Genomic DNA, 15,274 nt, shown 5'->3' on the forward strand with positions numbered 1-15,274 from the left:
CTTTATTTTTGAACTATGTTAGATAGACTCAAAAATCATATTGCTCAAAACTTCCCCTTTTTAGAAAATAAAAAACTTCTTTTGGCTACTAGTGGTGGCTTAGACAGTATTGTCATGGCTCATTTATTTAAGCGACTAGACTACGCAGTTGCTTTGGCTCATTGTAATTTTCAATTACGGGGATTAGAAAGTTTCGGAGATCAAAATTTTGTTCAAGATTTTGCTAGTGCTAATAATATTCCAATGTTTTTGACCCAATTTGATACTGAGGCTTTCGCCAAAGATTACAAGCTTTCTACACAAGTTGCAGCTCGTGATTTGCGTTACAATTGGTTTTACGAGCTATTAGAAACTGAAGAGTTTGATTATGTTCTTACTGCTCATCATGCAGATGACAATATAGAAACATTCCTCATCAACCTAAGTAGAGGTACAGGGCTGGAAGGTTTGGTTGGAATACCCGCACAAAACGACAAAATTATACGTCCATTATTGCTTTTTTCTAGGGAAGAAATTGCAAACTATGCCGATGAAAATAACATAGAATGGAGAGAAGACAGCAGCAATGCTTCCGATAAGTATTTACGCAATAAGATCCGTCATGATTTAGTTCCTTTACTAAAAGAGCTAAACCCACAATTTATTTCTTCGTTTCAAAAAACGCAATCTTATTTGCAGGAATCACAAGCCATGGTTGAAGATGCTTCGATTATGGTGTACCAGCAGGTCGCGAAGCAAGAAGAGGACGGTATCTATTTTGATTTAAATCAATTGCGAAAATTACCCAATTATACCTCTTATTTATACCAGTGGTTGCATGAATTTGGATTTTCTGCATGGGATGATATTTATGATTTAGTCGAAAGCCAATCAGGGAAATATGTTTTTTCGGCCGAGTTTCGATTGTTAAAAGATAGAGATTTATTAATCTTGAGTCCAATTGACTTAAGTAATAGTAACGAGGAGTATTTTATCGATGAAGGAACTGAAGACGTTAAGATTCCCTTAAAACTTAGTCTTTGTAAGGTAGATGCCATTTACATTCCTACAAATACGGCTATATTTGTTGATCAAAACAAATTAGAATTTCCTTTGGTTTTACGCAGGTGGAATGAAGGAGATAATTTTCAACCTTTTGGTATGGACGGTAAATCTAAAAAGGTGAGTAAGCTTTTTAAAGATGAAAAATTATCGTTGTTAGAAAAAGAGAATGTCTGGATCTTATGGTCAGGAACTGAAATTGTTTGGGTCGTTGGTGTGAGGCAAGATGAGCGATTTAAAATTGATAACAAAACACAAAATATATTAAAAATAGAATTAGAATAATGAAGAAAATATTAGTTATCCTTATCACTTTTTTGGCTTTTGCCAATGTAAATGCTCAAATTCTGGATCCGGTAAAATGGACGACAAAAATCGAAAAAACATCAGACAATACCTATTTGTTGACTTTTGATGGAATAATAGAAAAGGACTGGCATATGTATTCCCAGTTTACGCCAGATGGTGGGCCACTGCCATTAGAAGTTCTTTTTAAAAACCAAAAAGGTAATTTTACTCTTGTAGGGAAAGCGAAAGAAAGTAAAACTAAAACGGCTTACAACGATATTTTTGAAGTGAATGAAACTTTTTTTCAAAATAAAGCTCAAATTAAACAACTTATTAAAGTTACGAATGCAAAGACTTCAACTATTGAAGCCGAGTTGAATTATCAGGTTTGTAAAGAAGTATGTATCAATTTAGAAAAGAAATTTACTTTTAGCCTACCTGTTAGCGCAGCTATGGTCGCGGTGCCAAAAGACGCTGCTATTGTTGTAGCTACTACTGAAACAGAAACGATAAAGACAGATTCATTAGCTCCGAGTCTTGGTGAAAGTAACATAGTCGTTGCTACACCTGAGAAAGAAGCGGCTGCAGAACCTAAGTCAGATACACAAAGAGGATTGTGGTCTATCTTTTTTATTGCGTTTTTATCAGGATTTGCTGCCTTGCTGACACCTTGTGTTTTTCCTATGATACCCATGACGGTTAGTTTTTTTACCAAGCAAAGTAAAACAAAAGCAAAGGGGATTAGAAATGCCATTATTTATGGGATTTCAATTATTGTTATTTATGTGCTTCTAGGATTTGTAGTAACCTGGGTTTTTGGTGCTGATGCGTTGAATGCGCTATCAACTAATGTGTGGTTTAATATTATTTTCTTTGTTTTATTAGTTGTTTTCGCAGCTTCATTTTTAGGTGCATTCGAAATTATGTTACCTAATTCTTGGGCAAATAAAGTAGATAGTCAAGCCGATAGAGGAGGGATTATTGGGATTTTATTTATGGCTTTGGCACTTGCAATTGTATCGTTCTCTTGTACGGGTCCGATAGTGGGTACTCTATTAGTGGAAGCCGCTTCCAAAGGGGGAATTGCTCCCATCATTGGAATGTTTGGCTTTTCATTGGCATTAGCCTTACCGTTTATGCTTTTTGCCATGTTCCCAGGATGGTTACATTCATTACCAAAATCAGGTGGATGGTTGAATACGGTAAAAGTAGTTCTAGGATTTTTAGAATTGGCTTTAGCCTTTAAATTCTTATCGAATGCTGATTTAGTATTGCAATTGCATTTATTGGAACGAGAAGTATTTCTAGCGATTTGGATTGCTATTTTTGGAACACTGGCCTTTTATTTATTCGGGAAAATTACGTTACCACATGATAGTCCGTTGACGCATATTTCTGTAGGGCGATTGATGATGGGATTGTTAGTATTAACTTTTACTATATACTTGATTCCAGGGCTTTGGGGAGCACCTTTAAAAATGATTAGCGCTTTCCCGCCTACATTAGAGTACAGTGAAAGTCCTACGGGATTAGGAGGATCAGGAAGTAGTGCTACGAGTATCATTTTGCCAGAAGGTGCTAAAAGTGGACCTCATGGCATAGTAGTTTTTGATGATTATGAAAAGGGTTTGGCTTATGCCAAAACAGTAAATAAACCCATTATGCTTGATTTTACAGGATATGCCTGTGTAAATTGTAGAAAAATGGAAAACAATGTGTGGTCTGATACTATGATTTTGCCTATTCTAAACAATGAAGTGGTACTTATATCATTATATGTTGATGACAAACGAGATTTGCCTAAAGACGAACAATTTATCTCAAAAACAACTGGATCAGAAATTGAAACAGTAGGGGATAAGTGGACTGATTTTATGATATCAAAATACAAAACTAATACACAGCCTTTATATGTTTTAACGGATTTAGAGGGTAATAGCTTAAATGAAGAAAAACCAACTATTAGTTATGTGAGTATAGACGAGTATGGAACTTGGCTAAAAGCAGGAATTTCTAAATTCAAGAAATAATATCATTTATACTTATTAAGTAGTCTAAATTCATTTAGCATAATACCTATAACTTGTGCCGGTTTTTTCGGTATAACATGAAAGTAGCGCGATTTTAATTGGACTATATTAGAATACATAACCGCTATAAAGTAAAAAATCCCAATCTGAATTTAGATTGGGATTTTTTTCTGCACTAGGTTTATCTTACTACAAGTCTTTTATAATTACTATTATAAAAATTCTCCGTGTTGAGAGATGTCTAAACCTAACTCTTCTTTGTCTTCACTTACTCTTAGCGGCGTGATTTTATTCACAATAAAGAATAATATATATGAGGATATAAAAGCAAAAGCAGATACTCCTACCAATGCAATTAATTGATGGAAAAATAAAGTTGTCTCACCAAAAATAAGTCCTTGATCTGTTACCGCTGAATTTACTGCTTTTGAAGCAAAAACTCCAGTCAATAACATTCCTGTCATACCACCTACTCCGTGACAAGCAAAAACATCTAAAGCATCGTCAATTTTACCTTTTGGAAATTTACTAACTACAATATTACTAACAATACTACTAAAAATACCAATGAATATTGCATGTGGCATACTTACAAATCCAGCTGCTGGAGTTATAGCTACTAAACCTACTACAGTACCAATACAAGCACCCATTGCTGATAATTTATGTCCTAGAATTTTATCCCAGAATACCCATGCCATTCCGGCAGCGGCCGCAGCTACAGTTGTTGTACCTAAAGCTTGTACAGCTAATCCATTAGCGCCTAAAGCAGAACCTGCATTGAAACCAAACCATCCAAACCATAATAAACCAGTTCCTAGCAATACATAAGTAATACGTGCCGGGTTTGATTTCTGAGTTTTTCTTTTTCCTAAAAACATTGCACCAGCTAAAGCTGCCCAACCAGCACTCATATGTACAACGGTTCCCCCAGCGAAATCGAGAACTCCCAACTTATATAGAATTCCTTCTGGATGCCAAGTCATATGACATAGTGGAGCATAAATTAATATAATGAACAAAACCATGAACAGTAAATAAGCCCAAAAACGAATTCTTTCAGCAAAGGCTCCAGTGATTAATGCAGGTGTGATTATTGCAAATTTTGCTTGGAATAAAGCGAATAATAGAAATGGTACAGTTGGCGCAGTAACCCAAGCGGTGCTTATATTGACGCCTTGGAAAAATAGGTAAGGCAAAGGATTACCAATAATACCTCCAATTGAAGGCCCAAAAGATAAACCAAATCCAATTACAACCCAAAGCACTGTTACAATAATCATAGCCATAAAACTTTGTAACATGGTACTGATTACATTTTTTTTACCTACCATTCCACCATAGAAAAATCCTAAACCAGGCGTCATGATTAAAACAAGTGCCGTAGCAACTATCATCCATGCTGTATCCCCAGTGTCGAAAGCTGTTGCTTGTGCAGGAAGAGGATTTGTAGATAGAAGGGAAGTTGAAAATAGAGTAACTACTAAAAGCGAAATCAGTAGTATACTTAAAACGATTTTTCTCATGTTATTTAGAATTAAATTTTGACAAAAGTATAAAATCATTCAATATCCCTTATAATATTGAAGTAATTCTGTTTATTTTTATGTTTTTGGTGTTTTACCCCCTGTTTTTTTAACGGTATGGTTGATTTGAGTAGTAAATTTTACGATTTACTAATGTATTCGGAAATAAGTGATTCCGAAATTTATCGTTTTGCTCTAAATTAAAAAAAACAGACAGTTTACTATGGTGTAAAGTGTCTGTTTTTAGAATTCAAGTCTAAGCTGTTGTGATACAGCTAGTTTTGGTGGTATTTTTCTTTGTATCTTTTATTTAATACAGATTGATGCGTTTCTAGACTAATCATTCTGCCTTGAATAAAAGCGTGAGATACTTTATTAGTTCTCATGTCTAAGGCATCACCTGCAGACAAGAATAAAGTGGCGTCTTTTCCTATTTCAAGTGTACCACATTGAGCATCTATTCCTAATATTTTTGCAGTATTAGAAGTGATTAATTGTAAAGCTTGCTCTTTGTCTAGACCGTAGGCAGCACAGGTACCTGCTAAGAAGGGTAGGTTTCTAGTATTCATTCTTTCATGAGAACCGCTATTTTCTAGTCCTACAACAACTCCTTTATCTGTTAATAATTTTGCTGCTTTATACGGAAGATCAACATCGTCATCGTCATGTTCTGGCATATCATGAACTCTTTTTAAAAGTACGCCGATATTATTTTCGTGCAATAATTCGGCAGTTTTATAAGCTTCATATCCACCAACAATTACCATTTTTTTAATGCCGTTACTTTTAGCTAATTGAACAGCATCGATAATTTGTTTTTCTTCATTAGCATTAATAAATAAAGTTTGAGAACCATCAAATAATCCTTTTGCGGATTCGAAAATTAAATTTCTCTCTTTCACATTATCGACTTGATATGCTCTCGCATTTGCCAAGAATGTAAGAATTTCATTGATTTGAGGTTTATAATCTTTATTTTCTTCAATATTACCTGGCTCAGACCGTGATCCACTTCTACTATAGCTTGATGGGAAATTTAGGTGAATTCCATCGTTTTCTTTCATAATCGCATCTTCCCAAGTCCACGCATCTAGCTGAACAATAGATGATGTGCCTGATATTCGCCCTCCACGAGGTGTAATTTGAGCAATTAAAACACCATTAGGTCTAACGGTTTCAATAACTTTTGATTCTGCATTGTAGGCTACAATACTTCGTACGTTAGGATTAAATTGCCCAATTTCATTTTCATCGTCAGATGATTTAACGGCATCAATTTCAACTAATCCTAATGTAGAATTTGGAGCTATGAAACCAGGGTAAACTTCTTTACCACTAGCATCAATAGTAATATCGTAGGCGCTTTTGTCTATTCTGATTACTGTGGCATCAGTGATCATGGTAATTTTACCGTCTTTAAAAGCTAAAGCGCTATTTTCTATAACTTGTCCATTACCAATATGCGCTTTCGCATTTAGAATCAATATTGATTTTGATTGTTTTGGAGCAGGAGTTTGTTGTGCATTTGCAAAGATTGATAAACTTAATACCAATACTATTATATATCTTTTTGTATTCATTTGGCTCTAATTTATTAGATAATCGTGATTCTTAATATTCAATTAATTCAAGTTCTAAACTATCACAGTGGTACTCTTTTTTCTCTTTTCTTTTTGGTTCTTGAGTGTTTGCACCTTTGTTTTTCTCTTGCAATAACTGACCGATTAACTCGTTTTTTTCTTTGGCAATAGCTACTCTTTTTTGCTCATCTTTTTGAACATCATAATATACTATACCTTCAATTAAAGTTTTCTCTGCTTTAGCATATATAGATAATGGATTGTTATTCCATAATACTAAATCAGCATCTTTACCCACTTTTATACTTCCTACTTTATCATCAATGTGCAATAGCTTCGCTGGGTTAAGAGTCACAAATTTCCAAGCATCTTCTTCAGAAATATCTCCATATTTTACTGCTTTTGCCGCTTCTTGATTTAATCTTCTTGACATTTCAGCATCATCAGAATTGTAAGCTACCACTAATCCAGCATTGTGCATTATTGGTCCATTATAAGGAATTGCATCATTTACCTCAAATTTATAAGCCCACCAGTCTGAAAAAGTGGAAGCACCCGCTCCATGTTCCTTCATTTTGTCGGCTACCTTATAACCTTCCAGAATATGAGTGAAGGTATTGACTCTAAAATTAAATTTATCAGCAACGTTCATCAACATTAAAATTTCTGATTGAACATAAGAATGGCAGCTAATAAATCGCTCTTCATTAAGTATTTCAACTAAGGTTTGTAATTCTAAGTCTACCCTTGGAGCATTTCCTTTGCCTTTTTTTGAATTATAGTTTTTCCATGTTAATTCATACTCTTTTGCACGTTGAAAATAATCTGTAAAAACTTGTTCAACTCCCATTCTTGTTTGAGGAAAACGAGTCGGGTTTATATTTCCCCAGTTGGATTGCTTTACATTTTCACCTAGTGCAAATTTGATGAATTTTGGTTGGTTTTTATACAACATTTCATCTGCATCTTGTCCCCATTTCCATTTTACAATCGCAGATTGTCCACCGATAGGATTTGCAGAGCCATGTAGTAACTGTGAAGTAGTGACTCCGCCGGCAAGTTCTCTATAAATATTTACGTCTTCAGAATCGACTACATCTTGAATTGATACTTCAGCACTAGAATTGTGCCCTCCTTCATTTACTCCATTAGAAATGGCTATATGAGAATGTTCATCGATAATTCCACTAGTCAAATGCTTTCCTTTTGCATCAACGATGGTTGCCGATGCATCTGAAATATTTTTACCAATAGAGGCGATTTTTCCATTCTTAACTAAAACATCTGTTTCTTCAAGAATACCTTCTTTCTCGTTTGTCCATACCGTTGCATTCTTAAATAGTAAAGTTGCGGCAGTTAATTTCTTAAGATTACCATAAGCTTCATTAGGAAATGTTATAGGCATAATAACATTGTTTTTTTGCAGCTTTAATGAATCCACTTGTTTCACAAATGGGGCTGTTTTACTAGCGGACCATTTTACTTCGTTTCCATCAAATAAAATTGCTTTACCAGAAAGAGATTGAACGTCCTCTACATATCCTATTAATCGTGTGAAAGTTGTTAGAGTAGAATCTGTTGACTTTATCACATTTGAAATCCAGTTATTCGAAATCGAAAGTTTAGAACTTAATTTCTTAGAATCTGCTGAATTAATTTCAGATTTAGGAGAATTGATGTCACCAGTAATTTTCCATTTGTAGTTTTTATCGGCGATAGCCAAATCGTATTCTCCTCTAATATCTATAACATTGATATTATTGACAACATATTTTGACCCTTGAACCCAGTTTTCATAGATTTTAGTTTCATCATTAAATATTTCGCCTGAGGTGATAATAAAGTTGGCGTAGTTTCCAGTTTTCAAACTTCCAATTTCATTACTTTTTCCTAATAATGAAGCAGGTACTGTTGTTAATGCTTCTAATGCTTTTGTTTTATCAAAACCATATTTTATAGCTTTAAGCAGGTTTGTTCTAAAATCCTCTGTTTTTTTTAATTTATCAGTAGTCAGGGCAAATACGATTCCGTTGTCTGTAAGAACCTTAAGATTGGTAGGGGCTTGATTCCAAAAGCGCAGATCTTTTAATTCCATTTGATTAGCCTGATTGGGATCAGATACGTCATAAGCTTCAGGAAAATTTATTGGAATAATAAATTGAGCATTAGTTTTTTTAATCTCTTCAACTCTTTCAAATTCATTACCAATTCCCTTCATAATATAATTCAAACCAAACTCCTTAGCTATCTTTGAAGCTCGCAAGCTATTTAGTTTGTCTTCGGTAGCAAATATTTGAATTAGTTTTTCGTTTTCAGCCAAGGCAGTCAATGATAAATCTTTAGTATCAGCATTACCGTTTTTATACCATTTTAAATCGTAATTCACTTGTCTTAATAATGCCATCATTCCCATTAATGAACTAGGGTAGGCTTGATTAGAAGTAACACTTCTGGTAAAACCAAAATGATTAGAAATCTTAGCGGCTAATAACCGATTACTTTGATCATCGTTGTTTAAAGCAATTAATGAACCGCTTCCTCTGGCAATACCATCTTGTAGATGCGTGCCCACCACACCAAATCCAGCTTTCAGTAACTCTTCGGCTTTTGGTTGGTCATATTTAAAATTATCGTAAGCATTGACTTCTGAACGGATGTGCTCGTTCCAGTAATAGCCTTCTCGCTTGGTATCGTACGATTGACTTTGTCGATTACCTTCTGTTTTTTTAGGTTTCTCCATTCCAAAACTTGTATACATATCAATAAAAGAAGGGTAAATTGATTTTCCTTCTAAGTTTACTGTAATCGTATTTTTTGGGATGTTTACTGAAGTTCCAGTCGCAATAACTTTCCCATTTTGAATGAGCAAAGTTCCTTTTTCGATTATTTGTGTTGGAGTTACAAAAATCTTGGCATTGGTAAATGCAGTATAATTGTTGTTTTTGTTTCGAACACCTTCGTTAGTGGGAAAGTATTCTTGAGCATTAATTTTTGGTATAAAAATTAATAAAAAGATGAGGGTAACTATTTTTTTCATAAGTTTTTTGTTAATTTTTTCTAAAAGTATTGAATAATTGTCTTTAAATGTTAAAAAACCTAACAATTAACACTTGTTTATTTTATCTAAGGGCTAATTTCTGCTTATTCCAATAAAAAAGGGAAGACAACTGCTGTTTATCTTCCCTTCGTTATTTTTAAATGGTATACTAACCAATAGTTTTTTCGATGTAATCTGAATTTAAAAGGTATAAGGCTCCCATATATTGTATCTTAAAAGAGATTAGATCACCTATTTTATAATTCTTTTTTGAGTTTGAAATGTCTATTACTAACATATCAGAACTAGCATCTACGATAGTGATATCTGGATCTTCTGCTTCAATATATTGTGGTTGCATATCTAAGAGTCCAATATCCAAAATTGCACGTAAAGAAGTAACTCCTAAATCAGCGTTTTCATCCATTACATAGGTATTACCCACTCCGCTTTCTCCTAATTCGCCTGTTGGGGTATCTGGTTTTTCAGTAATCTCGATAATTTCCGAGTACAGCTTGAATACATCATTATGCATTCCTTTCATAGTTTCGCCAGTGAAAAGGTCTTTACCAAAAAATAATGCTTCTCCAACTCTGAAATGATTCACTGCCAGAGGACGTGCATTTTTCAGCATCAAAGGGATTGCTACAGAAGTTCCACCAGAAACCCATGGTATTATAATGTTAAATTTAGCTTCAATCAATTGTTTGTATAGACTCAGCTGAATTAATTTATCTTGCGTTGGCATTATCCCGCTCAAGCAATTAAGATTGGTACCAATACCTCTAATTTCAATATTAGGTAAGCTTAGAATGCTACCGTAGAATTCAACTAGCTCTTCACCCATTACACCTTCACGCAAGTCGCCCATTTCTATCATAATGATGATTTTATGGTTCTTGTTTTGTTTTTGTGCTTCTTTAGAGAGCATTTTTATGGTGTCGATTTCAGTATTGAAACTAACATCTGCATAACGTACAATATTTTCAATGCTTCGTTTTGCCGGTGGTTTAATATAGACGGTTTGTATGGTAGGGTCCAGCGCCTTTATTTTTTTTAAGTTGCTAATTCTAGAATCATGCATTTCTCTTACACCCAATGCAATAATTTCTTTTAAGTAAATTGTATTACCGCAAAGAAGCTTTGTAACAACACCCCATTCTATATGTCTGGATTCAAAAATGTTATTCAAGAAAGTGTAATTTTCCTCTAATTTTTTTCGGTATAGTTTTATAAAGGCCATTATTCTATAATTTTACGTGGAATCGTTTTTGAAATTCTGGTTAATAATTCATAATTCAGTTGATTACTATAATCACTAAAAGAAGCTACAGATACTGAAAGGTCACTTTGGGAGCCAATTAAAACTGCTTCATCGTCTTTCTTCACTGACTCAATATTTGTTACATCGACAGTCATCATATTCATGTTTACAGATCCAACTACAATACAGCGTTGTCCATTGATAAGAACTCTTCCCTGGTTACTTAAAGAACGACTATAACCATGAGAATAGCCAATGGGAATTACTGCAACTTTCATATTTCTTTCTGCAAGGAAGCTAGTTCCATATCCTATAAATTCTCCAATTTTGACCTTTTTTACACTCATTATTTTACTTTTCCAAGTAATAACTCTTTGAAGAGGATCAATTTTATTCTTTTTTGTACTCAAATAATTGACAAATACTTCAGGGCTTGGCCATAATCCGTACTGGATGATTCCTATTCGTACCATATCCATTCTGGTTTCGGGAAACATAATTGATGCCGCTGAACAAGCTGAATGTTTAATTTCTGGCTTTAAGTCAATCTTACAAAGATATTGATAAATATCATCAAATCGTTTAATTTGCTTATCGACCCTATAATAGTTTGCAATACTTTCGGCACCCGCATAATGTGTACAAAGTCCCTTAAAAAGAATATGTTCTTTTTCTTTTCTTAGAAAAGCAATTACTGCATTGAGTTCGTTTTTTTCAAAACCGGTACGGTGCATTCCTGTCTCTACCTCAATATGTACAATTGCTTTTTTATTGAGTTTTTTTGCTGTTTTAGCTGCTTTTGTCAATCTGGCTTTATCAAAAACAAAAAACTCTACGTTATTATCGACCACCCATTCCATGTCTTCGTCTTGAACGAGTCCCATCACCATAACAGTGGCTTTATTCTCTAACTCTTCTTTTACGGTTTTCGCTTCCTGAACATCAAAAACAGAAAAATGAGTTATTCCATTAGCATAGGCCATCGTAACAATTTCCTTAACTCCATGTCCATAAGCGTTTCCTTTTACAACACATGAAATTTGTACTTTTTTTCCAAAAGTAGTTCGAAGAAAAGAAAGATTCTTTTGATAAGCGCTGGTATTAAGTTCAATTGTTGAATTAGTATGCATTTGTGATCTGTTTGCTTATGTGGTGGAAAATAGATACTCCTGTTGTAATAATATTGTCAGGGAAATCGTAGTCTGGGTTGTGTAAGGCTGGCGTGTTTGTTCCTGATCCCAGTCCGAACATTGCTCCTTTAAAGTGCTGAGTAAACAATCCGAAATCTTCTCCCCAGGTAAAAGGGGTAGGTTTGTCCACTAGTTCAAATTTATTTTCTTTGGCCGCTTCTTTGATGAAGTTAACGGCCGTTTCATCATTTTCGTTGGCCTGGAAACTTTGTGTCCATTGTATGCTGCATTTCAATCGATATTCATCTGCGACAGCCTGGGCAATATTTTCTAAAGTAGCTTCTATCTTTCTCATCTGAGAATTACTGTCGCTTCTTACCGTAAAATGGACTTCTCCGGCTCCTGCAGAAACGCCATAGGCTTTTTTACCCATTTTAGTATAAATAGGAGTGATCAGACAATAATTTTCTTTTGAAATATCAGCCTGAATAAAAGTATTGAATTGAGTAATAATCGATGCTATCGCTAAGGCAGGATTGATTCCTTTTTCAGGTTCGCCGGCATGAGCGGTTACCCCGTCCAGTTTTATGATCATGCTATTCACGGCACAAGTAAAAGTGTCGTTTTTAACAACAATCTGATTTTTTGGATATCCAGGTAAATTGTGCAAGGCAAAAACATAATCTGGTTTAAATCTTTCAAATTTTGTATCTAAAAACACTTTTTGCGCACCGCTACCATCTTCTTCCGCAGGTTGAAATAACAGAATGACTCTACCTGTCTCCGGTTTATGTTGATGTAATTGGGTTGCTAAACCACATAAAATAGCCATATGACCGTCATGGCCACATTTATGAGAAACTCCATCACTCAGCGAACGATGTTCAAACGTATTGATTTCTTCAATGGGTAAGGCATCTAGCTCACATCTAAATAATACTGTTTTTCCTGGTTTTTCACCGTTGTAAATGGCGATAACTCCAGTTGTTCCAATATTTGTTATGATTTCATCTGGAGGATAATTTTCCAGAAAAGAAGTGATTCTTTTTGCAGTTTCCACTTCTTTTCCAGAAACTTCCGGGTATTTATGTAGTTCCTTTCGCAGTAGAACAAGTCGTTCTAAGCGTGGGTTTAAATTCTCCATTTTCGACTATTTGATAAGACGCATTTCTAGGTATTTATTAGTAAAACCTAATTTTTCATATAGTCCTTTAGCAGGATTGTTTGGCTCTACGTGAAGTGCTATGTTTCCTTCAGCAATTGAGATTGCTTTTTGCATTAATTTCTTTCCAAATCCTTTACCTCGTTGGCTATTGTCAACAGCAATATACACTAAAATATTCTCTGGGATAAAATCTTTCATGCCTGTATTGGTTAGAATAACGACACCAACAATCTTATCATCGTCTAAACCTACGACTATATTTCCTCCTTTGTCAGGATTCATAACGTAAGCGATGCATTTTAGAATGTCTTCCACTTTATCTCCGTATTCTTCTAAGTGAGTAAAAAGAAACTGAGCAATGATTTGATTTGTATATGTTTTGTCTTCTCCTGAAGTACTATTAATTATTTTGAATTCCATTTTGTTTTTCTTTTTTGTTATGATGATAAATTGATATTGTAACGAACAATAATAGAGAAATACTGATTCCGTAAATATTTGCGTCTAAATGTTCGGGTAATTTTATACCTAAAGGTAACTTATTTTCGGTAATTATAAGTAAAATTGTCGTTGCTCCTCCAAAAAGCATACTCCAAAAAGCAGCTATTGGGTGGCTTTTTTTCCAAAATAAAGCACCTAAGACGGGGATGAATAATCCAGAAACCATAAAGGCGTAGGAGTACAGCATCAATTCCAGTACGTTTTGCATTTGGGAAGCCAATAAGATTGCAAAAACACCAACTAGTAGTGTTACGATCTGTGAAAGCTGAAGTTCCTTTTTATGAGTTAACTCTTTTTTTGAAAATTTAGAAATAATATCAGTAACGATGTTTCCAGAGGCAGCCATTAAACAGCTGTCAGCAGTGGAAAGTATAGCCGAAAAATAAGAGGAAAGCATTAGTCCCATTAATCCAATCGGTAAAATGGTAGCCAGTAATATAGGTAATCCCATTTCGCTGTCCATTGAGGCCGCATCTGTAATTCCGTCAAACATTCCTTTGGTTGCAGCTACCTTGGCTAACATTCCAAGAATAACTCCCATGAAAGCCATTATGGGCCATTCGAAAACTCCAGCAATTATCCAGGCTTTTTTTGCTTCTTTTTCCCCTTTACTAGCATAAATTCTTTGGTATAGCGTCATTCCAACAAACCAAATAGGAATAATGGTGACAGACCAATTTAGTAACTGGTACCAGGTTACATTGGTCAGTGATAAATATTTAGGATCTAAAGTTGCTTTGATGGCATCGTAACCTCCAACTGCATTGTAGGCAACTGGTATTCCTATAAAAACTAATCCACCTATAAGGATTAGCCATTGAATCGTATCGGTGTAAATCACTGCTTTTAATCCTCCTATGGAAGTATAAGCCACTGCAATAACTCCCATAACAATTAAGGCAGTCTGAATGTTCAAACCGTCAATTGTTGCCGATGCTAATTTGGCTCCAGCCAAAACCTGAGAACTAGTAAATCCGATGTACCCGATGGCAGAAATAATTCCGGCTAAAAGAGCGACTTTTCCATTGTAGAAATGACCAAAGATTTGTGGGAAAGTGAAAAATTTATATTTGTGCCCCAGCTGGCTTACTTTCGGAATCAGAAAAACGGCACTTAACCAAGCACCAAGCAGTCCTGTAAATAACATCCAGGATCCTGATATTCCCATTGTAAAACCAAGTCCTCCCAAACCAATTGAGAATCCACCCCCTACATCAGTAGCTACTACGGACAAACCGATATGCCAACTACTCATGTTTCTTCCACTAACATAAAAATCCTCGGCAGTTTTATTTTTATTAAAAAAGTAGAGACCAACACCTAACATTGCCAGCATGTAAACGACAAAGATTATATAATCTATAATGTGCATTTCTTGTTATTTCAGATTATTAAGTAGCCTGTAAATGGAATTTTTCCAAAAGGCAAAAGATGCAGCAAACTGCAATAAAGGTATGTTTTTTCTAGTTGATTTCAGGAATATGAAATCGTAGATTTGGTCGTAAGAATTATTGATAATAATTCGTTTTTAACCCTGAAAAAGCAAATAATTAGCGGCAAATATAAGAAAATATATCCAAAAATCGATAGAAAAGCCATTAACTGCTGTGGAAAGTCTTTTGTGAATTTTATTTCCAGCAGTTTAAATAGAGAATTCAGAAGAATATTCAGGGCTGTAAATGATAAAGATTTATAGCCCTAAGTGTAGTTTT

At 34.6% G+C, this 15,274-nt stretch carries 10 protein-coding genes; 2 read left to right on the plus strand and 8 right to left on the minus strand.

Annotated elements, in window-relative coordinates; genetic code table 11:
* Positions 1–15 precede the first annotated feature (15 nt).
* Both tilS and QO200_RS03470 read left to right on the plus strand, forming a co-directional pair.
* Entirely contained in the window at positions 16–1,326 is a 1,311-nt protein-coding gene (tilS, locus tag QO200_RS03465; RefSeq protein ID WP_371536388.1) for a tRNA lysidine(34) synthetase TilS, read from the plus strand.
* Positions 1,326–3,359, plus strand: coding sequence for a cytochrome c biogenesis protein CcdA (locus QO200_RS03470; protein WP_371536389.1), 2,034 nt, complete (start codon positions 1,326–1,328; stop codon positions 3,357–3,359). The genes tilS and QO200_RS03470 overlap by 1 nt, the downstream gene beginning before the upstream one ends.
* 212 nt (positions 3,360–3,571) lie before the next feature.
* Here QO200_RS03470 and QO200_RS03475 read toward each other — a convergent pair whose 3' ends face one another.
* From QO200_RS03475 to QO200_RS03510, 8 genes are all read right to left on the minus strand, one after another.
* A complete protein-coding gene (locus tag QO200_RS03475) occupies positions 3,572–4,885 on the minus strand; it encodes an ammonium transporter (RefSeq protein ID WP_371536391.1) in 1,314 nt (437 codons plus the stop codon).
* Between the two features lie 275 nt (positions 4,886–5,160).
* A complete protein-coding gene (locus tag QO200_RS03480; RefSeq protein WP_371536394.1) occupies positions 5,161–6,465 on the minus strand; it encodes an amidohydrolase family protein in 1,305 nt (434 codons plus the stop codon).
* Between the two features lie 31 nt (positions 6,466–6,496).
* On the minus strand, positions 6,497–9,502 hold the full coding sequence (locus tag QO200_RS03485; protein ID WP_371536398.1) for an amidohydrolase family protein: 3,006 nt from the start codon (positions 9,500–9,502) through the stop codon (positions 6,497–6,499).
* A gap of 169 nt (positions 9,503–9,671) precedes the next feature.
* A complete protein-coding gene (locus QO200_RS03490) occupies positions 9,672–10,745 on the minus strand; it encodes an alanine/ornithine racemase family PLP-dependent enzyme (protein WP_371536402.1) in 1,074 nt (357 codons plus the stop codon).
* Positions 10,745–11,896: an alanine racemase gene (alr, locus tag QO200_RS03495; RefSeq protein WP_371536405.1), complete on the minus strand. Its 1,152-nt coding sequence runs from the start codon at positions 11,894–11,896 to the stop codon at positions 10,745–10,747. Before alr ends, QO200_RS03490 begins: the two co-directional genes overlap by 1 nt.
* Positions 11,886–13,040, minus strand: coding sequence for an amidohydrolase (locus QO200_RS03500; RefSeq protein ID WP_371536407.1), 1,155 nt, complete (start codon positions 13,038–13,040; stop codon positions 11,886–11,888). The genes alr and QO200_RS03500 overlap by 11 nt, the downstream gene beginning before the upstream one ends.
* A 6-nt stretch (positions 13,041–13,046) precedes the next feature.
* The gene (locus QO200_RS03505) at positions 13,047–13,481 is read right to left on the minus strand and encodes a GNAT family N-acetyltransferase (protein ID WP_371536410.1); all 435 of its coding nucleotides are present in this window, start codon (positions 13,479–13,481) and stop codon (positions 13,047–13,049) included.
* On the minus strand, positions 13,462–14,934 hold the full coding sequence (locus tag QO200_RS03510) for a sodium:solute symporter (RefSeq protein ID WP_371536412.1): 1,473 nt from the start codon (positions 14,932–14,934) through the stop codon (positions 13,462–13,464). The genes QO200_RS03505 and QO200_RS03510 overlap by 20 nt, the downstream gene beginning before the upstream one ends.
* Positions 14,935–15,274 lie beyond the last annotated feature (340 nt).

The organism is Flavobacterium sp. Arc3, assembly GCF_041431375.1.
Taxonomy (GTDB): domain Bacteria; phylum Bacteroidota; class Bacteroidia; order Flavobacteriales; family Flavobacteriaceae; genus Flavobacterium.

Bases quoted from the DNA above. Each gene is read 5' to 3' on its own strand.
- QO200_RS03470 (WP_371536389.1), top strand. From the start codon at position 1,326: ATGAAGAAAATATTAGTTATCCTTATCACTTTTTTGGCTTTTGCCAAT.
- QO200_RS03500 (WP_371536407.1), bottom strand. From the start codon at position 13,040: ATGGAGAATTTAAACCCACGCTTAGAACGACTTGTTCTACTGCGAAAG.
- QO200_RS03505 (WP_371536410.1), bottom strand. From the start codon at position 13,481: ATGGAATTCAAAATAATTAATAGTACTTCAGGAGAAGACAAAACATAT.
- QO200_RS03490 (WP_371536402.1), bottom strand. From the start codon at position 10,745: ATGGCCTTTATAAAACTATACCGAAAAAAATTAGAGGAAAATTACACT.
- QO200_RS03485 (WP_371536398.1), bottom strand. From the start codon at position 9,502: ATGAAAAAAATAGTTACCCTCATCTTTTTATTAATTTTTATACCAAAA.
- tilS (WP_371536388.1), top strand. From the start codon at position 16: ATGTTAGATAGACTCAAAAATCATATTGCTCAAAACTTCCCCTTTTTA.
- QO200_RS03475 (WP_371536391.1), bottom strand. From the start codon at position 4,885: ATGAGAAAAATCGTTTTAAGTATACTACTGATTTCGCTTTTAGTAGTT.
- alr (WP_371536405.1), bottom strand. From the start codon at position 11,896: ATGCATACTAATTCAACAATTGAACTTAATACCAGCGCTTATCAAAAG.
- QO200_RS03480 (WP_371536394.1), bottom strand. From the start codon at position 6,465: ATGAATACAAAAAGATATATAATAGTATTGGTATTAAGTTTATCAATC.
- QO200_RS03510 (WP_371536412.1), bottom strand. From the start codon at position 14,934: ATGCACATTATAGATTATATAATCTTTGTCGTTTACATGCTGGCAATG.